The organism is Pseudomonas sp. RW409 (assembly GCF_003184125.1).
GTDB lineage: Bacteria > Pseudomonadota > Gammaproteobacteria > Pseudomonadales > Pseudomonadaceae > Aquipseudomonas > Aquipseudomonas chlororaphis_I.
Genome location: NZ_QHHP01000002.1, coordinates 369,282 through 392,741 on the forward strand (window position 1 = coordinate 369,282; position 23,460 = coordinate 392,741).

Genomic DNA, 23,460 nt, shown 5'->3' on the forward strand with positions numbered 1-23,460 from the left:
GCAAAGTGGCAGTGACCTGTACAGGTGTACCTGTCTCGGCGAATGCATCCGTAGCCTCAGCCTGGAAGTTCTGATTGCTGTGGTTGTGAAATCGCTTCGTGGGCAAGCCTCGCTCCTACAGAGACACCGGCATCTGTAGGAGCGGCCGGGCGACGCTCGATGGCCCGCGATGGGCGATGACGCAGGCGTCTCCTTTGCGCCATACGGCACTTGCTATCCGCTTTACGTTAACGTCAAGATGCCCTGGCGCGGTTTGTTCCGTGGCGCAGGTTTTGCTTCTTAAAGGCAAGGCTGGCCACGGGCCAAACTTCCCTTTACTGCCATCTGAACCGGGTGTAGACATTGGCCTTGGCTTGCGTGCTCCTCGCAATCCAAGGGAATGGACCGGGGAGGGCCGGGCGGACCGATTCGGAGCGCTTGATGACTCTTATAAGAACAACAACGGGCGAGCTGCAGCACAAGGCCGGACTGGCCCGGAAAAAACTCCATCTGGAAGGCGAAGTCCCCGATGGCGTATTGCGTGCGGAAATCGATGCCTCATGGCGGCGCAGCCTCAGCCATGGCGTGCACTTCAATGGCCAGCCGGAACTGACCCTGGAATCCGGCGCCAGCCTCGAGGTGCTGCTGGCGAGCAATCGCCTGCTGCTCGACGCGGCGATCCCCGCCATCGACTACCTGGCCGAGCGCCAGGGCCAGGACGGCCTGATCATCCTGGCCAATGCCGACGCCACCATTCTGTCGATCGAAGGCCGCGCCGACCGGCTCAAGGGCAGCGGTGTGCAGGACATCACCCTCGGCGCCTGTTGGAGCGAAGCCACCCGCGGCACCAATGCCCTGGGCACGGCGCTGGTGGAAGCACGCACCACCCTGATCGACTGCGGCGAACATTACCTGGATCGCCTGAGCCATTTTTCCTGCACCTCGGTGCCCATCCATTGCCCCCAGGGCGAGATCCTCGGCGTGCTCGACCTGACCCGCGAAGGTCCGCTGGGACGCTTCCAGGACAGCTCGGCGCTGCTGGCCATGGCGGTCAGCCAGATCGAGAGCCGGGTGTTCAACGCCTCCTATCCGGAGCAGATCGTCCTGGCCTTCCACAGTCGTCGGCAGTACCTGGAATCTCCCTGGCAAGGCCTGCTGGCCCTGAGCCTGGGCGGGCAGATCCTCGCGGTCAGCACCCAGGCCTGCCAGTTGCTCAATGCCTCGCGCGCGGCCCTGGTCGGCCGGCGCTGCGAGGAGTTTCTCGGCGTCGACGGCCTGCAATTGCTGGCGCGCCTGCAACAGGGCGGCATCGGCAGCCTGCAGACCGCCAAGGGCGAGTTTTTCTACAAAACCCTGCGCGCGCCGCAACGCTCGATCACTGTCAGCAGCGTGCCGCGCAGCACGCCGAAAAACGCCCCGAGCCATCCGCAACTCGACCCACAACTCGACAATCTGGCCGGCAGCAACAGCCGTTATGCCCGCGCCCTGCGCATGGCCCGCCAGGGCCTGGCCAATGCCTTGCCGGTGTTGCTGCTGGGGGAAACCGGCACTGGCAAGGAGGTCGTTGCCCGCGCCCTGCACCTGGCCGGCAGCCGCGCCGACAAGCCCTTTATCGCGGTGAACTGCGCGGCGATCCCCGAGGGCCTGATCGAGTCGGAGCTGTTCGGTTATCGCGAGGGCGCCTTCACCGGTTCGCGCCGTGGCGGCATGATCGGCCGCCTGCAACAGGCCCACGGCGGTACCCTGTTCCTCGATGAAATCGGCGATATGCCGCTGGCCTTGCAGGCGCGCCTGCTGCGGGTGTTGCAGGACCGCAAGGTGGCGCCGCTGGGCGCCGGCGAAGAGCAGGACATCGACATCGCGCTGATCTGCGCCACCCACCGCGACCTCAAGCAGCAGGTGGCCGACAAGCAGTTCCGCGAGGACCTGTTCTACCGGGTCAACGGCATCAGCGTGATGCTCCCGGCGCTGCGCGAACGCGAGGACTTCGACGCGCTGCTGGAGGTCCTGCTGGCCAAGCTTGGCAGCCCCGGGGTGGCCCTGGCCGAAGACCTGCGCCAGCTGCTGGCCGGCTATCACTGGCCGGGCAATATCCGCCAGCTGGAGATGGTCCTGCGCACCGCCCTGGCGATGCGCGAGGAGGGCGAAGCGGCCCTGGGCCTCGACCATCTGCCCGACAGCATGCTCGACGATCTCAACGCCAGCGAGCGGCCGGCCACCGGCAGCATCCGCGAGAACCAGCTGGAGCTGATCCGCCAGGCGCTGGACAGTCACCAGGGCAATGTTTCCGCCGCCGCCGATGCCCTGGGCATCAGCCGCGCCACCCTGTACCGCAAGCTCAAGCAGTTGCGCAGTTGATGTCGCGCCTGCTCAGCCGGCTGGTGGACAGCCCCGACCCCGCGGCCCTGCAAGCCGCCTTGCGCTGGCTGTATGGGTTTGTCCGCCCGCAGCGCCTGGCCATCGCCGGGCTGCTGGCGCTGTCGGTGTGCGCCTCGCTGCTGGTGCTGGTGCAGCCGTGGCTGACCAAGCTGCTGATCGACGACGGCCTGCTGGCGCGCAATTTCCCGATGCTGGTGTGGATCGCCGGGCTGATGATCCTCGCCGGGCTGCTGGGCACCGCGCTGTCGGGCATCAACCGCTACCTGCACACGCGCCTGTCGGGGCGGATTCTGTTCGCCCTGCGCGACGACCTGTACCGCCATTTGCAGCGCCTGTCGCCGGGCTTCTACGGGCAGCGGCGGATCGGCGACCTGATGTCGCGGCTCGATGGCGACGTGGCGGAGATCCAACGGTTTGCCGTCGACTCGCTGTTCTCCGCGGTGTCCAGCGTGATCGGCCTGCTGGTGGCCTTGGCAATGCTGGTGACCCTGTCCTGGCAGCTGTCGTTGCTGGCGTTGTTGCTGATTCCCCTGGACCTGCTCTGGCTGCGCTGGATGCGGCGCAAGGTCGAGCGCGACGTGCGGCAACTGCGCGAGCGTTCGGCGGACATGTCGTCGTTCATGGTCGAGACCCTGCCGGTGATGAAGTTCATCCAGAGCGCCGGCCAGCAGCAGCGCGAAGCCCGGCGCCTGGAGCGCCTGGGCCAGGGCTACATGAGCCAGTTGCTGCGCCTGCAGGTCAGCGAGTTTTTCACCCAGGCGGTGCCCGGCACCCTGACTTCGCTGTCGCGGGCCTGTGCGTTTTTGATCGGTGGTTATTGGGTGGTGCAGGGCACCTGGCAACTGGGCGCGCTGATCGCCTTTTCCACTTACCTGGGCATGGCCGTGGGGCCGGTGCAGAGCCTGCTGGGGCTGTACGTGGCAATCCAGCGCATGACCGTCAGCCTGGGCCGGGTCATGGAATTGCGCGGCGAACAACCGAGCGTGACCACGCCGGCCCAACCGCTGCCGATGCCCAGCGGCGGCGAGCTGTATTTCCGCGACGTGCATTTCAGCCACCCGGGGCGGCCGAGCACCCTGCGCGGTATCGAGGCGCGCATTCCCTATGGCCTGAAGGTGGCCCTGGGCGGCGGCTCCGGGGTCGGCAAGTCGACCCTGATCGACCTGCTGCAACGCCACCACGACCCGCAGTCCGGGCAGGTGCTGCTGGACGGCGTCGACCTGCGCCAGCTCGACCTGTTCGAGCTGCGCCGGCGCATCGCCGTGGTCAGCCAGGACATCGTGCTGTTCCGCGGGAGCCTGGCCGACAACCTGGCCTACAGCGTGCCCGACGCACCGCGCGCGGCGGTGGCCGAGGTGGCGCGGCTGGCGCAACTGGACAGCCTGATCGAGTCGCTGCCCGAAGGCCTCGACAGCCCGTTGGGCGAGCGCGGTCAGCAGCTGTCCGGCGGGCAGAAACAACGGATCGCGATTGCCCGCGCGCTGCTTCAGGACCCGCTGATCCTGGTGCTGGACGAAGCCACCTCGGCGGTGGACGAAAGCACCGAGCGCGAAGTGATCGAGGCCATCGACCGGCTGTTCGCCGGGCGCACGCGGATCCTGATCAGCCACCGGCCCTCGACCCTGGCCGACGCCGACCTGCGCTTCGAGCTGGTGGACGGCGTGTTGCAGTCGGTGAAGGTGCCCCATGAAGCCTGAGCTGCGGATCGGCGTGGTCGACAGCGGGCATACGGCCGGGCAACGCCCGCAGGTGGTGGCTGGGCGGCGCTTCTATCTGGTGGAGGACGGGGTGGGCGAGGGCGACTTGCGCGAGGACCCCCTCGGCCACGGCAGCGCGATCATCGAGGCGATCCGCGAGCGGGCGCCCAAGGCGCGTTTCTGCGTGGCCCAGGTGTTCGACCAGCGCGGGGTGACCAGCGCCCTGCAGATCGCCAGCGCCCTGGACTGGCTGGTGAGCCAGCGGGTGCGGCTGATCAACCTCAGCCTGGGGCTGCGCCAGGACCGCAGCCTGTTGCGCGAAGCCTGCGCCGCTGCCCTGGCCCGCGGCGTGCTGTTGTGCGCATCGAGCCCGGCCCAGGGCGAAGGCGTATTCCCGGCCCGCTACCCGGGCGTGCTGCGGGTGACCGGCGATGCCCGTTGCACCCCCGGCGAATGGTCGTGGCTCGACAGCCAGCAGGCGGATTTCGCCGCCTGCGTGCAAGGCAGCCATCCCGGCCAGTCCGGCGCCAGCCTGGGCTGCGCGGCCTTGAGCGGGCATATCGCCCGTTACCTCGGCGAACACCACGACGCCGACAACCCGCAGGTGGTCCAGTGGCTGCAGACCCATGCCCGCTATCACGGCCCCGAACGGCGCGGCTGGTCATGAGGCCGCTGCTGATTCTCGGCGCCGGTCCGGCTGGCGCCGCGGTGGCCCTGGGCTTGCGACGGCTGGGCTACGCGGTGGCGCTGGTCAGCGAGTGGCGGCGTTTCCCGGCGCTCGAAGGGGTGTCGCTGCGGGTGCTCGAAGCCCTGCGTGGCGCCGGCCTGGGGCGGGCGCTGGAGGCAGGGTTGCAGGCGTCCCAGCGTCAGGTGGCATGGAACGGCCAGAGCCATGCGCAGAACGTCGAATACCTGCTGGATCGCCCGCGCTTCGATCGCGGTTTGCGCGAGGATCTGCGCGAGGCCGGGGTCGAGTTGATCGAAGGCCGGGTGCTGGAGGTGCAGTCGACGGCGAGCGGGCATCGGGTACGGATCGAGGGGCAGGCCGAGCGGCTAACGGATTTTCTGGTGGAGGCCCGCGGGCGCCAGGCGCCTGCCTTGAGTAAAGAACTGGGCAAAGGCCTGCGGGGCCCGGAAACGCTCAGCCTGCTCAACCGTTGGCAGGGCGCGCCGGGCGCCACCGCCAGCGCCGTGCACAGCCTTGAGGACGGCTGGGCCTGGATGGCGCGCCAGGCCGATGGCCAGTGTTACTGGCAACTGACAGTGGACGTGGCCAGCGCCGAGTTACCGGGCAAGGCGCAACTGCTGGATTACTGCCGTCAGCGGCGCCGGGGTTCGGCCTTGGTGCGGGAGTTTTTCGCTGATGGGCCGGAGCTTGATTTGCAACTGCACGCGCGCAGCAGCACGGCGATTCTCTGCTCGCAGGTGTGTGGCGCCAACTGGATTCGCGTGGGCGACGCGGCCATGGCCGTGGACCCGCTGTCGGGCAACGGTATCTTCCAGTCGCTATCCTCGGCATTGCAGGCGCCGGCGGTGATCAACACGCTGCTGCAACGGCCCGAACGCGCGGCCCTGGCGCAGCGCTTCCATGCCCGGCGGGTGGAGCAACTGTTCCTGCGCTTCGCCCGCATCGGCCGCGATTTCTACGCCGACGAGCAGCGCTGGGCCGAGCAGCCGTTCTGGCAGGCCCGCCGGCAATGGCCGGACCGCGAACCGGCGCACGCCGTGGCGGACTTTTCCGCCCTGCGCATCGAGCGCGCCCCGGTATTGCGCGAGGGCCTGGTGGATGAAGCCGAGGTGGTGATCACCCCGGACCAGCCGCTGGGCATCTGGCATGTGCAGGGGGTGGAGCTGGCGCCGCTGTTGCGCCGCTTGCCCAACGAACCGGCGCAACAGCTGCTGGCGGGGTTGAGCGCGGAGCAGGACAGGGCCGTGCGTGGCTGGTTGCTGGGGCAGGGCTACAAGCCTTGAAGTGACGGGGGCGGCTTTTGTAGCCGCTGCCGCAGGCTGCGATCGGCGGCGCACCTGTCGTAAAAGGCCCGGGCGATCGATCAGCGGATATGTGGTGCCTGGGCGATTGATCGCGGGCAAGCCTCGCTCCTACAGAAGATGAGGCAACCCTGTAGGAGCGAGGCTTGCCCGCGAACCGCGCAGCGGCCATCCAGATCCCGCTGCCCGGCTTGCGACAGCTAACGATCAGCTATCGGGATTGACGTACACCCGGTGGCCGCCTTTCCAGGTTTCGCAGACCTTGATGTCCCTGATGTGGGTGGCCGGCACTTTTTCGTCGAGCGGGTCTTGCTCGAGAATCACCAGGTCCGCGAAATGGCCGTCCTGCAAGGACCCGGTCCAACCCTCGGCGTGGCACTGCCAGGCCGCGTCATAGGTGATGGCTTTCAGGGCCTGCTTGCGCGTCAGGCATTCGGCTTCATTGAGGATCGGTTGCAGCCTTGGGTCGTGGACGAACCGCCCCTGGGCATCGCGAATGCCTTCCATCTTGCGGGTCACCGCCTGTTCCATGGAACGCAGCGGCCCCAGCGGCGTTACCGAGCAGTCGCTGTGCAGGGTCACTTTCAGGTTGTGGTCCAGGGCCGACTGGCACAGGTCGAGCATCTGTTCGGCCTTGCCTTCGAAGATCGCCTGTTTGAAGGCGTAACCCCAGTAGCCGACATGACCGATCAGGAAGCTCGGCGACAGGCCCAGGCGCTGCATGGCCTGCAGGGTGTCGGCGGTCAGCAGCGAGCAGTGCTCGATGCGGTGGCGTTTTTCCAGGGCGCTGCCGCCCTGCAAGGCCGCCTCATAGGCTTGCAGGGTGAAGTCGATGGCCCGGTCGCCGTTGGCGTGGATCATCAGCGGCCAGCCGGTTTCGACGGCATTGCGCACCACAGTCTTGTAGGCATCGGGTGTGGTGACCGGGGTGTGGTCCTGGTCGCAGAAATTGAAATTGCCCAGCGGCCGCGTCGCTTCGCAGCAGTAAGGCTGCGCCTGATACCCCGTCAGCCCCTGGTTGGAACCATCGGACACCAGCTTGACCGCGCCCTGATAGAAGCGCTTGGCCTGTTCCCGGCTGACCGGCTGGTAGCGCGGCAGCTTGCCGATGGCCTCGGGCGTGCCATCGCAGGCGGCGGCGTAGCCGATCCGCAGCTTGCGGGGGCGGGTCAGGAAGTAGGCGCCCAGTACCAGCTTCGACTGGGAGTCCATCATCGCGTCGTAGAGCAGGGTGATGCCGCGGCGCGCAGCCTTGTCGAAGTAGTCCTCGAGGTGCTTGAAGATATTCAGTATTTCCAGCTGCTGCCGGAGGGGAATGCTCTTGATGGCGGCCAGCACCTCGGCTTCCTGCAGGACTCCGTTGTCGGCCCTAACACCGGTCTTCTCGAACACCGCGTCGCTCGCCGCGGTGTTCAGGTAGGCGGTGTGCATGGACGCGCTGATCAGCAGCATCGGGTGCTGCTTGTCGATGGTGTCCAGGTTGCCGATGTCGTCGCCGGAGCCACAGTGAAAGGTGATGAGTCTGTTCAGGCCGTGGGGGACGACCTGGAACGGCATCAGCGCCGGATCGACCTGATGGCCGAGGATCCAGGTCGAGTTGTCCTTGGGCAGGTTGGCCTGGATGGTGCTTTTCAACCAGTTCCAGTCATAGGTGGGCCGTAGCCGCTGGTTCTTGTGCTCATCCGGGTTGTCGCTATCGATGGCCCCCAGGTTCAGCCAGCCTTCCGTGGCGCAGCTCTGCACGATATGGGCGTGGGGTTCGATCAGGCCGGGCAACAGGGTCCTGCCGTTCAGGGACTGCTTCTTGTAGGTGATACCCAGGGCGTTCATGCGGGCTTCGACGGCGGCCAGGGTGCCGGAGGCGACCACGTCGCCGGCGTGGATGCCCAGGGCCTCGACCCGTTCGTCCATGTTGCCGTCGCGCAAGGGGTAGATGGTGCCGTTGGTAAAGATGATGGACTCGCCGGCCGGTTCCCTGGCCAGTTCATTGGCGTCCTGTGGTTGGTTGGCGCTATGGCTGGCCGGGTCGAGGGTGTCCTTCAGAGCGTTCCAGATGGGGTTGTGGCATCCGCATTGGACCCAGTCGTGATCATTTCCATTTGATCCCATGATGCTTTCCTCGGGTTTTCGGTGGTGATGAGGTGTGGGGCGAAGGTGGCTGAGCCAGGCTCGCAGGGCAGCTATCGAGCCAGCTCGGGCTGAGCGTAGCAGCCGTTCGGGGCGCGGACCGGGCAGCGGGTCGGCGACCCTGGACCAGTCGTCGGGAGGCGCCGGGCAGACCCCGGCGCCGCGGTTGAGGAGCGCCTGCGCGAGTGCGGGGCGCTAGGGCTAGCGCGGGTCAGAGTTTGATCAACACCGATTTCAGCTCGGTGTAATGCTCGATCGCCGCGTAACCCATTTCCCGGCCCACGCCGGACATCTTGTAGCCACCGAACGGCAGCGCCGGGTCGAGGGCGCTGTGGCAGTTGACCCAGACCGAGCCGGACTTGATCCGCGGGATCATCCGGTGCACCGCCGCCAGGTCGTTGGACCAGATGCTCGCGCCCAGGCCGTAGGGGCTGTCGTTGGCCATGCGCAGGGCATCGGCTTCGTCGTCGAAAGGAATGGCCACCAGCACCGGGCCGAAGATCTCTTCCTGCACCAGCGAATGCTGCTGGTCGACGTCGACGATCACCGTCGGCTTGACGAAATAACCGGGGCCGAACTGCTCGCCGCCACAGGCGATGGTGGCGCCGCTTTCCCGGCCCATTTCGATGTAGCGCCAGACCCGTTCCTGCTGCCGGGCGGAGATCAGCGGGCCCATGTCGACGCTGGCGTCCAGGCCGCTGCCGAGCTTCATGGCATTGGCGATGCCAGCGATATCGGCCACCACCTTGTCGAAGTGCTTGCGCTGCACATACAGCCGGGAGCCGGCGCAGCAGACCTGGCCCTGGTTGAAGAAGATCGCGCTGGCGGCGCCGGCCGCGGCGCTGCCCAGGTCGGCGTCGGCCATGACGATGGTCGGCGACTTGCCGCCCAGTTCCAGGGTGACTCGGGTCATGGAGTCCATGGCGATCTTGCCGATTTCCTTGCCCACCGCGGTGGAGCCGGTGAAGGTCAGCTTGTCCACCCGTGGGTTATGGGTCAGGGCGGCGCCTGCGGTGATGCCGGTGCCGGTGACCACGTTGAGCACGCCGTCGGGGTAGCCGGCTTCCTGCACCAGCTCGGCGAGTTTCAGCGCGGTCAGCGGGGTTTCGTCGGCCGGCTTGAGCACCACCGTGCAGCCGGTGGCCAGGGCCGGGCCGAGCTTCCAGCAGGCCAGCAGCAGCGGGAAGTTCCAGGCGACGATGGCGCCGACCACGCCCACCGCCTCGCGGCGGATGAAACTGTGGAACTGCTGGTCGGGCATCAACGGCACTGAGACCTCGACGCTGCTGCCTTCGATCTTGGTCGCCCAGCCGGCCATGTAGCGCAGGAAGTCGATGGCCAGTTGCACGTCCATGACCTGGGCCACCGCGGCGCTCTTGCCGTTGTTCAGGCATTCCAGTTGCGCCAGCAGCTCGGCGTCGCGCTGCATCAGGTCGGCGAGTTTCCACAGCAGGTTCTGCCGTTCCCGCGGGCGGGTGCGGCTCCAGGGCGAGTCGTCGAAGGCCTGGCGCGCAGCCAGCACCGCGCGGTCGACATCGTCCACCGTGGCCCGCGGCACCACGCACAGTTGCTCGCCCGTGGCCGGGTTGCGCAGGGGCATGGTCTGGCCGTCGCCGGCCTCGACCCATTCGGCGCCGATCAGCATGCGCGGCGCGCGCTGGATAAACGCGGTGGTGGCGGGAAGCAGGGTTGCAATAGCCATGACAGAACCTCTTGTTATGCGTGAGGCGAGGGCTTTCGCAACCCCTGTGCCAGTTTTGGCTGGCGCTTAAGTCGATGATTTTAATCGGGTTTATTTGCGGAGGCGGAAGGGCGCCGGATACAGGCTGTCGCAATTTGCGAATGCCTTGAGACAAGTCCGGCCTGAACTTACCCGCCGCGAATTCGTCGTAAAGGGGCTCGTTATAAAAGGAGCATTGAACAAGGAGATGTGCAGTGAAGATTTCAACGATCCTGGGAACCGCCGTGTTGCTGGCTCCATTCTTTGCCCAGGCCGCGACGACCCCGGCCGAGCCGGAACTGCCGGCGTACCAGAGCAGCCTGGCCAGCTACCGCTGCGAAGGTGGGGTAGAGGTGCAGGCGGCGTACCTGAACATCGATAACGGCGCCTCGTTCGCCACCCTGTATTACAAGGGCCAGCTGATACCGATGCATATCGCCCGCTCAGGCTCCGGCGCGCTGTATGTCGCCGACGACGAGCAGAACAGCTACCGCTGGCACACCAAGGGTGACAGCGGCCTGTTGAGCTTCCTGGAAGCCGACCACACCGCCAAGGAACAGCAGCTGCTCAAGGACTGCAAGGAGCAGAAGGCCGAGGAGCAATAACGCCCTCAGTCGCAGTCTCGCTTGTCCGGCCGGCGAAGGCCCAGGCTGTTGCGTTGTTCCTCCATCCGTCATCGCGAGCAAGCTCGCTCCTACAGGGGTTGCGCATTATCCGTAGGAGCGAGCTTGCTCGCGATAGATCGGCACAAGCGCCGCTGACCTAGCGGTTGAACCGCTCCACCAGCGAGTACTGGGTGGTGGCGGTCTGGGTCAGTTCCTTGCTCAGTTCGGCCGAGTGATGGGCCTGTTCCGAGGTCTGGTCGGCCAGTTGCGCAATGGTGCTGATATTGCGGCTGATTTCCTCGGCGACGGCGCTCTGCTCCTCGGTGGCGGCGGCGATCTGGGTGGTCATGTCGGTGATGTTGGCCACTGCCTCGCTGATGCCCAGCAGCGCCTGGTCGGCTTCCAGCACCCGGGCCACGCCTTCCTCGGCCTGGCGCTGGCCGCTTTCCATGCTCTGCACGGCGTTTTGCGAAGAGTTCTGCAACTGGGTGATCAGCTCATGGATCTGCTGGGTCGATTGCGCGGTGCGCTGGGCCAGCTGGCGCACCTCGTCGGCCACCACGGCGAAACCGCGGCCCATGTCACCGGCGCGGGCCGCTTCGATGGCGGCGTTGAGTGCCAGCAGGTTGGTCTGGTCGGCGATGCCCTTGATCACATCGACCACGGTGCCGATCTCGTCGCTGTCCCTGGCCAGTTGCGCGACGTTCTGCCCGGTCTCGCCGACCACCTGGGACAGGCGTTCGATGGCTTCGCGGGTATCGCGGGCCACTTCGCGCCCACGCCCGGTCAACTGGTTGGCGGCCTGGGTGGCGTCAGCGGTGCGCTGCACATGGCTGGCCACTTCCTGGGTGGTGGCGGCCATCTGGTTGACGGCGGCGGACACCTGCTCGGTTTCCAGTCGCTGGCGGTCCAGGCCGCGGGAGCTGTCGCTGGCCAGGGTGTCGGAGCGGCTGGCCAGGGCATTGAGCTGCTCGGCGCTGTCCTGCAGGCGGGTGAGGCAGGTTTTCAGCCGCGCGTCCTGACTGACGAAGGCGGTTTCCAGGCACGCCTGGGGGCCGTGGGCGTCGCTGTACATCTGCGCGATCAACGGGTCGCAGGTGGACGAGTCGGCCAGTTGCAGCAGGCGCCGGGCAGCATGGTTCTGGCGCTGCATCGCCAGCAGCGCCAGGGGCACGGAGACCCCGGCGGCCACCGCCAGCGCCAAAGGCGGCGCCAGCCAGAGGCCGCTCAGGCCACCGGCCAGGCCCGTGGCCAGGAAGGGCGCCCAGCCGAGCAGGGCCGGTTGCCAGCGATGTCGGCGGGGGATGGCCGGCTGCTGGCGGTTGAGGCGCTGGTAGAGGTCTTGCGCGCGACGGATCTGTTCGGCGCTGGGTTTGACCCGGACCGACTCGTAGCCGACGATCCGGCTGCCCTCGAAAATTGGCGTGACGTAGGCGTTGACCCAGTAATGGTCGCCGTTCTTCGAGCGGTTCTTGACGATGCCCATCCACGGCTGGCCCTGTTTCAGCGCTGCCCACATATGGGCAAAAACCGCGGGGGGGACATCGGGGTGACGGACGATGTTTTGTGGAGCGCCGATCAGGTCATCGCGGTCGAAACCGCTGATGTCCACGAAGGCATCGTTGCAGTAGCTGATGACGCCATGGGCATCGGTGGTGGAGATGAGTTTCTGGTTCGACCCCAGAGCCACTTCGCGTTGTGTAACGGGCTGATTGTTTCTCATTTCCAGATTGCTCCTTTTGTCCTACAAAATCCATCGGCACAATTCAGAACAATCTTAGAGAAATTTTAGAAAATTCCTTGCATAACAATTAGTTGCATTCCCATCTGCGAGGAATTCTGAATACTCCCGAGCGGGTTTTGCAGGTCGTTGAATCCGTTGGGAAAAATCTGGCGCCAAAGCAGCCCGGGCTCGCCGGAGCGAGCCGCTGACGAAGCGCAACGGGCAGGAAGCCCGCTTCAGCTGTCGTGGGCGCCGAGGGCGTATTGCAGGACTTGCAGGGCGTGGGTGAGCCGCGCCTTGCGCTTGTCGATGATGCTCGGGTCGCCATAACGCTGCGCGGCGTCGAGTTCCATCTGGCGCAATATCACCTGGTACTCGGCCTGGCGCAGGGGCGGGTTGTGCTCGAAGTGCAGGCCGTCGCAATAGCGGCTGAGGGGATCCAGCGCCCGTTGCAGGCCGGCCAGTTGGCGGTACGCGGGGTCGGGCAGGAGTTTTTCCAGGCTGCTCTTGATGGCCTCGCCGCGGGTCAGGCAACTGCTGGTGGCTTCCGGCGGGGCCGGTTCGGGGTCTTCCTGGGCGTGGCCCGTGCTGGCTGCAAGGCCAAGCAGGGCCAGCAGGGTGAGGGAGGTGAGGGCGTTCATGAAGGTCCTTGATACGACAGGCGTGCGGGGCGCTATCTTCAAGAGCCAATGCACGTCGGACCATCAGACACAACTGAAAAAGCCTTGGGTTATTTCTGAGTTTTCCCATCAGACCGTTGGGCGCCGTCTCAGCGCGAGCCGAGCATCCGCTCGATCACCGCCCACAATTGCGGGTCGTTGAAGTCCTCGACCACCAGATGCGCACCGGCGGCCAGCAGGGCCTCGGGGCTCTGGCTGGTGGCCAGGCCGACGGTGAAGATCCCGGCCCCGACCGCGGCGGTCAGGCCGGGGATCGAGTCCTCGAAGGCAATCCCGGCCTCGGCGCTGGCACCCAGGCACTCCAGGCCGGTGAGGTAGGGCAGCGGGTCGGGCTTGGCCCGCGGCAGCTCCTCGGCCACCAGCACGGTGTCGAAGCGATCGCCCAGCCCCAGCACGGCCAGCATGTGCTCGGCGTTGGCCCGTGGCGCATTGGTCACCACGCACATGCCGATGCCGCGTTCCCGGGCGAAATCCAGCAGGCGCAACAGGCCCGGCATCGGCGTCAGCTGCGGCGACAACTGGCGAAAGCGCGCCTCCTTGCGGTCGGCAAAGGCCTCGTGCTCGGCCACCGAGCGCTGCGGGAACAGGTAGCGGCACATATTGGCGTTGGCCTGGCCACTGACATGGGCCTCGAACTCTTGATGGGTGAACACCCGGCCATCTTCCTCCAGCAACAACTGCTGCAACGCCAGCAGGTGCAATTGGTCGGTGTCGGTCAGGGTGCCGTCGAGATCGAAAAGCAGGGCATTGAGCATGGCGCGATTCCTGTCAGGGCCGGGGGCTGAAGCGGTTAAGCCAGGCATCGTAGCAGCTGCCGAGGAGGGTCAGCCATTTCTTGGGGCGATTCAGAATGCTCCTAACGCCGTGAGCGGCGGTCGTTGATAGCGTCACAGCGCTGACTATCAGGTCGGCTGTTTTCATGGATCGCTACCTGAGGTGATAAATGCTTTCCGCTGCTCGCCTGGGCGACAAACATGTCTGCCCACTCCCCGGTCATGGCACCACCCCGATCGCTTCGGCTTGCGCCGATATCAACATCAATTCCATGGGTGCGGCCCGCGTGGGTGATGTTTGTGGTTGCGGTGCGGTTATCACCACGGGATTTCCTTCCATCCTTTTGAATGGTCGTCCCATGGCTCACTTAGGCAGCCCTACCAGCCACGGTGGAACGATCATTACCGGATCAACAGACACCTTCGGCGGCTTTGTCTTAGGACCGGCCCCTGATGCTGCCATCATCAACTTTGCCATGCTTGGGGCATTTCGCGCGGATGGCTCAGTGGATGATGAAAAGATGGCGACCTTGTTGGCTGACCCGAACCTGATCGCGAAGGCAACCGCTGCCAGGGCCTTGGTTGATCCAAGCGCGGCCCCCAAACAATCAGGTCAAACTGCAGGGCCTGCCGTTTGTAATGACCCCGATATGATGGAAGAACTGGCGAACTACATTGCTGGCGAGATGAATGCCAATATCAAGCATCCGTCAGTTCTGCTTATGAAAGCCTTGAACAGTTTTGACCCGGTAGAGGAAACAAGAAAGTACGCAGCCCTGCCTTTTTACATGCGATTCGGTCAAGGCCCAGATTTCTACAACTTGGCGCTTGGAAAAAAGGCCAAGGCTTTTGCTATCTGGACTGAGCGAGTGGGGCAGGACCGGCCTTGGGATCACAAGCCGAAGCTGTTGAGGCTATTTGGCGGAAAGCCTCGGCACAAACAGGGGGGCTATGATTATTTCTATGATATTTGGTCGAACATCCATTACGGATATGTAGGCAGTGCCGGAGGGCTTTCTGAGAATGCACTCCTGGATGGTGCCGGTGCCGAGCAGATCATCTCGGACTCGGTGCGAAAGGTTAAAGAGTTGATGACAGAGCCTCCCAGCCAAAGACGATTTCCCGGGCCGCATCGTTCACCTGATGTTGACGGGCTGAGGGCATGGGATGATGCTCCGGACCGCATTTCGATTAGCATTGGCATGAAGCTTTACAAGCAACATCCCAACGGGAGCGTTACAGCGAAAATGATCATGGACGAAGTACTTGCAGTTACACCGGAGGAATGGGGGGATGCTGCAAGTGAGCACAAATGTGAAACCCATTAGATACGGGCGAATCTTCGCTGTTCTTCTTCTCTTGCTACTTTCCCCCTTGGTGTTCTGCTATGTCGCTACCCCTACAGTAATTGTCTACTACCCCAAGGAAGCGAAGGAAAAGCTTGGGAGTGTCTGGAATACACAGCACAGAATATATAGGGGCGGGCGCGGCGGTTTGTACCCTGGGGAGGTTACGTTGGATTTTGGCCACATATTCCCCAATGAGAACTTCTTTATGGAGTTTTACTGGTGGGGGGACAAGATCCGTAACCATTGCGTCAATATCACCCCTAAGTGGCCCACCACTCGTATCTACCTTGATGTGGACGGCAATATTGATACCCGTCCAGGAAGTGGCACGGATACGGATCGTTTGAAGCAATGCATCACGGACACCGCGAAACCCTGACTCCATCTGCATTCATCCCCGCCATCCATCTCTCCCTTCTTATGCTTAGCTCTCAAGATCCCTCTGCTCTTGCAGGCACAGGCGGGTCTCGTCTCAGAGTGGAACAGTTGTCGCGAAATTAAACGCGGACGGCCGGCGATTGCCTGGGAGGTGTGTCCTGGAACTCCAGCAAGCCCTTGATAAAACACATCATTTGTAAGCTGGCACGCTCCGTGTATTGCTCACCTCAGCCGTTTCTCTTGCCTCCATGCCCGGCGCGACGGGCATGGCAGAAACCATAAAAACGACGCACAACAATAATAAAGCTCCTAATAAAAAGCTCCGTGGAGGTCCGACCTTGATCAAGAGAACACTCCGAGCAGGCATGTCCAGCGGCCTGCTGGCGCTGGCGGTCTGCGCCGCCTTGCATTCCCCTCCCAGCCTCGCGGCGCGCGATGCCCAGGCCATCCTCAAGGAGACCTGCCAGGGCTGCCATACCCCGGAAACGGGGGGCGGCCTGAGCCGCATCAGCCACCAGCGCAAGACCCCGGAAGGCTGGCTGATGAGCATCGCCCGCATGCAGATCATGCATGGCTTGCAGATCAGCGACGACGACCGCCGCACCCTGGTCAAATACCTGGCCGACACCCAGGGCCTGGCGCCGAGCGAAACCGACGGCGTGCGTTACGCCCTGGAGCGGCGCCTGAATACGGTGGAGAAGTTCGACGAGCAGACCAGCCAGATGTGCGGCCGCTGCCACTCCGGTGCGCGGGTCGCCTTGCAACGGCGTCCGGCCCAGGAGTGGGAACGCCTGGTGAACTTCCACCTCGGCCAATGGCCGTCCCTGGAGTACCAGGCGCTGTCCCGCGACCGCGACTGGTTCGACCTGGCGCGCAAGGAGATGGTGCCGCTGCTGGCCAAGCGGTATCCGCTGGACAACCCGGCCTGGACAAAATGGCTGGGCAGCGCACCCAAGGCCGAGACCCTGGCAGGCGACTGGAGCTTCAGCGGCCACCTGCCGGGCAAGGGCGAACTGGCCGGGGGGATGAGCGTCAGCGCCGATGGCAATGACACCTTCAAGGTCAGCGTCAAGGGCCAGTACGCCGACGGCAGTCCGTTCAACGGCGAGGGCAGCGCGATCCTCTACAGCGGCTACGAATGGCGCGGCAATGTCAGCATCGACGGCGTGAGCATGCGCCAGGTGTTCGCTGCCAAAGGCAATGAATTGCAGGGCCGGATGTTCGAGGCCGAGCACGACGAACGCGGCCTGGACTTCGTCGCCGCCAAGCAGGGCAGCAGTCGTTTGCTGGCGGTGCAACCGGGTTACCTGAAGGCTGGCGGTGAAACCGAAGTCAGCCTGATCGGCAGCGGTCTCACCGGCAAGCCGAACTTTGGCAGAGGCGTGGAAGTGCTCGAAGTCCTCGAGCAGAGCCCGCAGCGGATCAAGCTCAAACTCAAGGCGGCTGCCAATGCCCAGCCGGGCCTGCGCAACGTCACCGTCGGCACGCTGAAAGGCCCGACGCTGTCGGTCTACAGCACGATCGCCGAAGTCAAAGTCGTGCCTGAGTTCTCGGTGGCGCGTATCGGCGAGGGCGGTGGCTCGACGCCCAAGGTCCAGGGCCGCTTCGATGCCGAAGCCTGGGGCAAGGGCGCCGATGGCAAGCCGTACCGCATCGGCGTGTTCCCGGCGCAGTGGAAGGTCGAAGCCTTCGACGAGCGGGCCAAGGAAGACGAGGACGTCAAGTTCGCAGGCCAGATGCAGTCCGACAGCGGCGTGTTCATTCCAGGCGATGCCGGGCCCAACCCGCAGCGCAAGATGTCCACCAACAACGCCGGCAACCTCAAGGTGATCGCCGCCGTCGACGACGCAGGGAAATCCCTGACCGGCGCAGGCCACCTGATCGTCACCGTGCAACGCTGGAACAATCCACCCATCCCTTGAGGCGCGGTCCGTGACTTGAGACACCCTTTCGGAATGACCGCAGGCCCCCGCGAAAGGGGGCCGGCACAGGAGGTTTGCAATGGGCGCTATCTTGAATCTGGTCGAACGCAACCTGCACGAAGTGCAGGTCGATGCCGACCGCATGCTGTTCCATATCCCCAGCAGTTCGCTGTTCGCCAGCGATGAGTTGACCGGCACCATCATCGACACCTTGCGCGGCCCCGGCTGCACCCCGGAGGACCTGGTCCAGCGCCTCGGCGCACGGTTCAACGGCGAGGAAATCAACGAAACCCTGCGCGAGCTGATCGCCCTGGAACTGGTCAGCGACGGCTCGCCGCTGACCCCGGAGATCGCCGTCAAACGGGTCGAGCGCACGGCGATCAACACCGTGGTGCTCAACGTCAACACCGGCTGCAACCTGAGTTGCACCTACTGCTACAAGGAGGACCTGGACAAGCCCTCGGCGGGCAAGAAGATGGACGTCGAGACGGCCATCGCCTCGGTGGAAATGCTGCTCAGGGAATCCCCCGATGAAGAGCGTTTCACCGTGGTGTTCTTTGGTGGCGAGCCGCTGAGCAACCGCAAGCTGATCGAATACATGGTCGACTACTGCGAGAAGCGTTTTCGCGAGGCGGGCAAGTTCGTCGAGTTCGTCATGACCACCAATGCCACGCTGCTCACCGAGGAGACAGTGGACTACCTGAATGCCCATCGTTTCGGCTTGTCGGTGAGCATCGACGGGCCGAAGACCGTGCACGACCGCAACCGCATCACCGTGGGCGGGCAGGGCACCTATGACGTGGTGCGGCGCAAGGCGCAGATGCTGCTGGCGCGCTACGACAGCCGCCCGGTCGGTGCGCGGGTGACCTTGACCACTGGCGTCACCGATGTGGAAACCATCTGGGACCACCTGTTCAACGAACTGGGTTTCGCCGAGGTCGGGTTTGCCCCGGTGACCTCGGGCGATATCAGCAGCTTCAACCTCACCGGCGAAGAACTGATCGAAGTCTTCGCCAGCATGAAGCGCCTGGGCCGGCGTTACCTGGAGGCGGCCCTGGAGCATCGCAATATCGGTTTCTCCAACCTGCACCAGCTGATCACCGATATTCACGAGGGCCACAAGAAGGCGCTGCCCTGTGGCGCCGGGCTGAAGATGCTGGCGGTGGACCACAAGGGCGAGCTGAACCTGTGCCACCGCTTTACCGGCTCATCGCTGCCGACCTTCGGCAATGTGCGCGACGGCGGGGTGAAGCAGATGGAGCTCAACGACTTCCTGTCCCAGCGCCTGGACCGCAGCAACACCGGCTGCGACAGCTGCCGCATCCGCAACCTGTGTTCCGGCGGCTGCTACCACGAGAGCTACGCCCGCTACGGCGACCCGGCGCACCCGACCTATCACTATTGCGAACTGATGCGTGACTGGGTGGACTTCGGCATCGAGGTCTACAGCCGGATCATGGCCCACAACCCTGCGTTCATCAGCAGCTACATCACTCCGCGCAAGGCTCACTGACATGAAACATCTCAAGCCGATCAATAACAAAGCCCAGAAACTGGAACAGGCCGCCGACGAGAACCGTATCGAAGAGGTGGTTGCCATGAGTTCGGTGGCCGGTTGTGCCTCGACCACCGACCCGGGCTGGGAAATCGATGCCTTCGGTGGCGTGTCGTCCTTGTGCCAGCCGATGGAGGCCGACCTCTACGGTTGCTCCGACCCGTGCTGGTGGCCGGCCCAGGTGCCGGACATGATGAGTACCTACCCCGACTGGAACAAGGACGCCCAGGCTTCCAACGAGAACTGGCGCAATCTCGGCACCGTGTTCCCCAAAGACAAGTAATCGGTCAGTAGAAGGATTCCAGCATGCTTCGCAAAAATGCCTGCGGCCTGGCCGCTTCCGTGATCCTGGGCGCCTGTTCCCTCGGCGTCCTGGCCGACGACAACACTGACAACAAGGCCCTCAACGCCGGCCATGAATACATGGTCACCACCAACTACCCGAACAACCTGCACGTGATCGACCTGGCCAGCGACACGCTGTACAAGACCTGCAAGATGCCCGACGCCTTCGGCCCCGGCACCGTGCAACTGGCGCCGGACCGCAAGGTCGCCTACGTGCTGAACAACCACTACGCCGATGTCTACGGGGTCGAGCTGGACAGCTGCAAGCAGGTGTTCCACGCCAGCATCACCCAGCAGCCGGGGGAAAAGGCCCGCTCGATGTTCGCCTTCACCGTCAGCCACGACGGCAAGGAGCTGTACACCGTGGCCAACCCGACCCAGATGCTCAACGACCGCTATGAGGTCAAGCAGCCGCGGCTGGACGTCTACGCCACCGACGCCGGGCTCAAGGCCAAGCCGGTGCGCAGCTTCCCGGCGCCACGGCAGCTGACCATCATGCAGAGCGGCGACGACGGCTCGCTGTATGTGGCCGGGGCGGACGTGTACAAGGTCGACGTCAAGACCGGCAAGTTCGACGTGCTGATCCCCAGCCGTCACTGGAAACGCCCGAACTACAGCGCGCCGGACGTGCTCTACGTGTGGAACCAGCAGACCTGGCGCCATGACTTCTCGCTGCTCTACACCGCCGCCAAGTTCAAGGACAAGAAACAGGACCCGGCCACCGCCGAGTACCTGTACGGCCTGTTCAGCATCGACTTGAAGACCGGCAAGAGCGAAACCACCGACTTCGGTCCGCTGACGGAAATCTACTTCAGCGGCATGCGTTCGCCGAAGGACCCGAACCTGATGTTCGGTGTGCTCAACCGCCTGGCCAAGTACGACATCAAGCAGAAAAAACTGCTCCAGGCCGCCACCCTGGAGCATTCCTACTACTGCATTTCCTTCAACAAGGCAGGCAGCAAGATCTACCTGGCCGGGACCTTCAACGACGTGGCGATCTTCGATGCCGACAGCCTCAAGCAGATCGGCAGCATCAAGCTGCCGGGCGGGGACATGGCGATCACCACGGCCCAGGTGTTTGTGCGCTAGGCGTTGCTACCGCTATCGCGAGCAAGCTCGCTCCTACAGGGGAATGTGTCATCTCCCGACACCGCACTCCAAATGCATGCGGTCCCTTGTAGGAGCGAAGCTTGCTCGCGAAAAATCTCAAGATCGCCGCCGATTCAATTGCCCGGCACCGGGCAGCTCAGGTCGCCTTCCTGGCACTTGAGGTAGGTCTTGAACGCCTCGACCCGGGCCTTGGTCAGGTCGGTGGTGCAGTTGCTGTAGATCAACGGATAGACGCTGCCACCGGCAACGCCCGAGGCGGCGAACCCGCACTCCGCATCCCGAAAAGCCACCCAGGCGCGCTGGGCGCTGACCAGCAGCTTCTTGCCGTCCGGGTTGTCCTTCAGGCGCTGGGTGATGCGCTGGTAGAGCGTGTTCAGTTCCTTGTCCGCGGCCTGGCGCTGCTCGGCGGCGCACTGGTTCATGGCGGCCTGGGTGGTGGCGTTGGCACAGTCGGCGGCCTGTGCCAGCGGGGTGAGCAGCAGCGGCGCCAGGGCCAGGAAAATGCGTGGGTTCATGGGGATTCTCACAGTGAAGGGGGACACACCGACAAGGGGCATCGCCCGATGTTGGCGTCGCGCGGCAAGGGCCGCCGGTCAATCGTCGTCATAATCGCCGCCGGACAGCTCGAAGGCCGCGGCCTCGACCGCGCGGACCGGTGACAGGCTATAGGGCGCGATCTTCAGCCTGTCGAGGCGTCTGCTGTACGCCTGGTCGAAGTCGTTATAAAACGCGGAGAAATCGGGAGACGCGATCAGTGCCTCAATGTCTTTAATGTAGCGGTGGTAGTTTCCAACGTTGCTCATGTGAGCCTGCAAGGATTTTTTGAAGGGCATTGCCCAGAACAGAGCGACCTTCGAATCCCAGATCGGGTAGAGCTGCGGGCGCAGAAAGTGCAGGAGCTTGGAGGTGCCCACTACCGAGTGCAGGCTGTTGGCCAGATCCTGCATCTGCGCCGTGTCGATCAGGACGTCCGACTCCAGTGCGCAGGCGAGGGCGGCCGAGGCTCTATCGACATGTCTGGCATTCACCCGGGCCACCCTGGGCATCCAGCCGTAGCACATCGCCGATAACTGCAACAGCAGGTCGCCACTGTCGTGGGTGCTGGCCAGGGTCCTGGAGGCGGCCAGCAGGGCGGGGTAGGAGCGCAGGTAGGTCAGCGACTGAGGCGTCAGTTCGATCAGCGGCTCGTCGATCAGCCTGATCGCCCGGCGCAGTTTTTCCAGGGTGATTGCGGGGGATGTCTGGGTCATCGGAGGCATTCCATTTCTGTTGTCCGCTGCGCTCACTACCGCGTTGGGCAGCGGCGAGGCAGCCATTGGCGAGTGGCGAGCTTAGCCCTGTTTTTCGGCGGCAGGGCGAGGGATTTCAACCTGTGCCTGGTCGGGCGGTAAAAAAATACGCAACTATCAGGTTGCGTTTTTCGCGAGAGCGTCTAGGGTTTCATCACTGGAGGTGACCCATGAACTCATCAGATCGCATCGAAAGAAAGATCCTGCTCAAGGCAACCCGTTCCCGTGTCTGGGCCGCGCTGGCCGATGCCGAGGCGTTCGGCAGCTGGTTTGGCGTGGCGCTCGCGGGCCAGCGTTTTGTCGTCGGGCAACGCACCCGGGGGCAGATTACCTACCCCGGGTATGAACACCTGGTCTGGGATGTGCTGGTGGAGCGGCTGGAGCCCGAACACCTGTTCGCCTTCAGCTGGCACCCTTACGCGGTGGAGCCAGGAGTCGACTATTCCGTCGAGCCCAGCACCCTGGTGCAATTCGAACTCGAAGACCTGGACGGCGGCACCTTGCTGCGGGTGGTCGAGTCGGGGTTCGACGGCATTCCACCCGAACGGCGGCTCAAGGCGTTTCGCATGAACAGCCGTGGCTGGGACGAGCAGATGAACAATATCGAGACCTACCTTGGCCCCTGATACTTCTTCCCCATCCCTGTTGCCGGTGGCGGCATCCCTGGACGGCTCGGCCATGATCTTCGCGGCACTGGGTGACGAGACCCGCTTGCGGCTCGTCGCCATCCTGTGTGGTGGCGGCGCCATGTCGATCACCCAACTGACCCTCGGCACCGATATCAGCCGCCAGGCGGTGACCAAGCACCTGCAGGTGCTGGCGCAGGCCGGGCTGGTGCGCGACGCCAAGCTGGGGCGCGAGCGCCTGTGGGCGTTCGAGCCGGGCCGGCTGGCCGAAGCCCGGCGCTCGCTGGAGGTGATCAGCCAGCAGTGGGATCAGGCCCTGGGTCAATTGCAGGCCTTTGTCGAGTCATAACGGAAATCATCACGGATGTTCGAGTTTTACCTGAAACGCTGGAACCTGCAGGTCGATGGCGCGCCCATCGTCACCCCTGGCAGCCACCTGTTGCCAGTGCGCCTGGACGACGCGCCAGCGATGCTGAAGATCGCCCTCGACGACGAGGAAAAATACGGCAACCGGCTGATGGCCTGGTGGGCCGGGGAGGGCGCCGCCCGGGTCTACGCGCACCACGGCGATGCCTTGTTGATGGAGCGGGCCATGGGCCGGCGCTCGCTGATGCAGATGGCCCTGGCCGGCGAAGACGACGAGGTCAGCCGGATCGTCTGCGCCAGCCTGGCACGCCTGCACGCGCCACGCTCGACACCCTTGCCGCCGCTGTTGACCCTGCCGGAATGGTTCAAGGCCCTGCGTCTGGCCGCCCGGCGTGAGGGCGGGATGTTCCTGCGCTGCCTGGCCACGGCCGACGAGTTGCTGGCATCCCCTCGGGAACAGGTGGTGCTGCACGGCGATATCCATCACGACAACGTGCTGGATTTCGAGGAGCGCGGCTGGCTGGTGATCGATCCCAAGCGGGTCATGGGCGAGCGCGGCTTCGATTTCGCCAACCTGATCTGCAACCCGGACCTGCCGACCAGTGGCGATCCGCAGCGCTTCACCCGCCAGGTCGAGGTCATTGCCCAGGCCGCGGGGCTGGAGCGCAAGCGCCTGCTGCAATGGGTGCTGGCCTATACCGGGCTGTCCGCCGCGTGGTTCCTGGAGGACGGCGACATAACCAGCATGGAACACGAACTGCAGGTGGCGGAGTTGGCCATCCAGGCCCTGGAAGGCGCGGCCTAGGGGTTTTGGTCAGTGGTTTTATGGCGAAAGGCTTACATGCGCT

20 protein-coding genes are annotated in these 23,460 nt (G+C 64.5%); 13 read left to right on the top strand and 7 right to left on the bottom strand.

What is annotated here, in order from left to right; all coding sequences use genetic code 11:
- Positions 1 to 420: 420 nt before the first annotated feature.
- Genes DK261_RS01765 through DK261_RS01780 form a run of 4 tightly spaced genes read left to right on the top strand, consistent with a single transcriptional unit; the run spans position 421 to position 6,026 of the window.
- On the top strand, positions 421 to 2,337 hold the full coding sequence (locus DK261_RS01765) for a sigma-54-dependent Fis family transcriptional regulator (protein ID WP_110175208.1): 1,917 nt from the start codon (positions 421 to 423) through the stop codon (positions 2,335 to 2,337).
- Positions 2,337 to 4,055, top strand: coding sequence for an ABC transporter ATP-binding protein (locus tag DK261_RS01770; protein ID WP_016702424.1), 1,719 nt, complete (start codon positions 2,337 to 2,339; stop codon positions 4,053 to 4,055). The genes DK261_RS01765 and DK261_RS01770 overlap by 1 nt, the downstream gene beginning before the upstream one ends.
- Positions 4,045 to 4,722, top strand: coding sequence for a S8 family serine peptidase (locus DK261_RS01775; RefSeq protein ID WP_009050026.1), 678 nt, complete (start codon positions 4,045 to 4,047; stop codon positions 4,720 to 4,722). The genes DK261_RS01770 and DK261_RS01775 overlap by 11 nt, the downstream gene beginning before the upstream one ends.
- Complete coding sequence (locus tag DK261_RS01780) at positions 4,719 to 6,026, top strand: NAD(P)/FAD-dependent oxidoreductase (RefSeq protein ID WP_009050025.1); 1,308 nt, start codon at positions 4,719 to 4,721, stop codon at positions 6,024 to 6,026. The genes DK261_RS01775 and DK261_RS01780 overlap by 4 nt, the downstream gene beginning before the upstream one ends.
- Before the next feature lie 225 nt (positions 6,027 to 6,251).
- On the opposite strand, the gene DK261_RS01785 is transcribed toward DK261_RS01780, so the two are convergent.
- Both DK261_RS01785 and DK261_RS01790 read right to left on the bottom strand, forming a co-directional pair.
- Positions 6,252 to 8,153, bottom strand: a complete 1,902-nt coding sequence (locus tag DK261_RS01785) for an amidohydrolase (RefSeq protein ID WP_110175209.1) — start codon at positions 8,151 to 8,153, stop codon at positions 6,252 to 6,254.
- A 229-nt stretch (positions 8,154 to 8,382) separates the two neighbouring features.
- The gene (locus tag DK261_RS01790) at positions 8,383 to 9,873 is read right to left on the bottom strand and encodes an aldehyde dehydrogenase (protein ID WP_110175210.1); all 1,491 of its coding nucleotides are present in this window, start codon (positions 9,871 to 9,873) and stop codon (positions 8,383 to 8,385) included.
- Positions 9,874 to 10,106: 233 nt separating this feature from the next.
- On the opposite strand from DK261_RS01790, the gene DK261_RS01795 reads away from it, so the two are divergent.
- Positions 10,107 to 10,496: an MliC family protein gene (locus DK261_RS01795; RefSeq protein ID WP_009050022.1), complete on the top strand. Its 390-nt coding sequence runs from the start codon at positions 10,107 to 10,109 to the stop codon at positions 10,494 to 10,496.
- Between the two features lie 157 nt (positions 10,497 to 10,653).
- Here the strand turns inward: DK261_RS01795 and DK261_RS01800 are convergent, their stop codons facing one another.
- The 3 genes from DK261_RS01800 to DK261_RS01810 form a co-directional block, all read right to left on the bottom strand.
- A complete protein-coding gene (locus DK261_RS01800) occupies positions 10,654 to 12,219 on the bottom strand; it encodes a PAS domain-containing methyl-accepting chemotaxis protein (protein WP_009050021.1) in 1,566 nt (521 codons plus the stop codon).
- A 236-nt stretch (positions 12,220 to 12,455) separates the two neighbouring features.
- A complete protein-coding gene (locus tag DK261_RS01805) occupies positions 12,456 to 12,860 on the bottom strand; it encodes a DUF1090 family protein (RefSeq protein ID WP_009050020.1) in 405 nt (134 codons plus the stop codon).
- A 128-nt stretch (positions 12,861 to 12,988) separates the two neighbouring features.
- On the bottom strand, positions 12,989 to 13,654 hold the full coding sequence (locus DK261_RS01810) for an HAD family phosphatase (RefSeq protein WP_023970460.1): 666 nt from the start codon (positions 13,652 to 13,654) through the stop codon (positions 12,989 to 12,991).
- Between the two features lie 188 nt (positions 13,655 to 13,842).
- Here DK261_RS01810 and DK261_RS01815 point away from each other — a divergent pair, with 188 nt between their 5' ends.
- The 5 genes from DK261_RS01815 to peaD all read left to right on the top strand — a co-directional run bounded on the left by DK261_RS01815 (position 13,843) and on the right by peaD (position 20,310).
- Positions 13,843 to 15,000 (top strand): polymorphic toxin type 44 domain-containing protein, encoded by a 1,158-nt coding sequence (locus tag DK261_RS01815; protein ID WP_110175211.1) that lies wholly within the window; start codon positions 13,843 to 13,845, stop codon positions 14,998 to 15,000.
- A gap of 740 nt (positions 15,001 to 15,740) precedes the next feature.
- Positions 15,741 to 17,321, top strand: a complete 1,581-nt coding sequence (peaA, locus tag DK261_RS01825) for a quinohemoprotein amine dehydrogenase subunit alpha (protein WP_110175248.1) — start codon at positions 15,741 to 15,743, stop codon at positions 17,319 to 17,321.
- 79 nt (positions 17,322 to 17,400) lie between these two features.
- Entirely contained in the window at positions 17,401 to 18,834 is a 1,434-nt protein-coding gene (gene peaB / locus DK261_RS01830) for a quinohemoprotein amine dehydrogenase maturation protein (RefSeq protein WP_028683005.1), read from the top strand.
- A 1-nt stretch (position 18,835) separates the two neighbouring features.
- Entirely contained in the window at positions 18,836 to 19,159 is a 324-nt protein-coding gene (gene qhpC / locus DK261_RS01835) for a quinohemoprotein amine dehydrogenase subunit gamma (RefSeq protein WP_007921889.1), read from the top strand.
- Between the two features lie 23 nt (positions 19,160 to 19,182).
- Positions 19,183 to 20,310, top strand: coding sequence for a quinohemoprotein amine dehydrogenase subunit beta (gene peaD, locus DK261_RS01840; RefSeq protein ID WP_041989649.1), 1,128 nt, complete (start codon positions 19,183 to 19,185; stop codon positions 20,308 to 20,310).
- Between the two features lie 134 nt (positions 20,311 to 20,444).
- On the opposite strand, the gene DK261_RS01845 is transcribed toward peaD, so the two are convergent.
- A complete protein-coding gene (locus DK261_RS01845; RefSeq protein WP_110175212.1) occupies positions 20,445 to 20,846 on the bottom strand; it encodes a lysozyme inhibitor LprI family protein in 402 nt (133 codons plus the stop codon).
- A gap of 78 nt (positions 20,847 to 20,924) precedes the next feature.
- The gene (locus tag DK261_RS01850; RefSeq protein WP_103331681.1) at positions 20,925 to 21,581 is read right to left on the bottom strand and encodes a hypothetical protein; all 657 of its coding nucleotides are present in this window, start codon (positions 21,579 to 21,581) and stop codon (positions 20,925 to 20,927) included.
- 209 nt (positions 21,582 to 21,790) lie between these two features.
- On the opposite strand from DK261_RS01850, the gene DK261_RS01855 reads away from it, so the two are divergent.
- Genes DK261_RS01855 through DK261_RS01865 form a run of 3 tightly spaced genes read left to right on the top strand, consistent with a single transcriptional unit; the run spans position 21,791 to position 23,417 of the window.
- Positions 21,791 to 22,246, top strand: coding sequence for an SRPBCC family protein (locus DK261_RS01855; RefSeq protein WP_009050013.1), 456 nt, complete (start codon positions 21,791 to 21,793; stop codon positions 22,244 to 22,246).
- Positions 22,236 to 22,595 (top strand): helix-turn-helix transcriptional regulator, encoded by a 360-nt coding sequence (locus tag DK261_RS01860; RefSeq protein ID WP_050899122.1) that lies wholly within the window; start codon positions 22,236 to 22,238, stop codon positions 22,593 to 22,595. Before DK261_RS01855 ends, DK261_RS01860 begins: the two co-directional genes overlap by 11 nt.
- A 15-nt stretch (positions 22,596 to 22,610) precedes the next feature.
- Positions 22,611 to 23,417: an aminoglycoside phosphotransferase family protein gene (locus tag DK261_RS01865; RefSeq protein WP_053269581.1), complete on the top strand. Its 807-nt coding sequence runs from the start codon at positions 22,611 to 22,613 to the stop codon at positions 23,415 to 23,417.
- Positions 23,418 to 23,460: the final 43 nt, after the last annotated feature.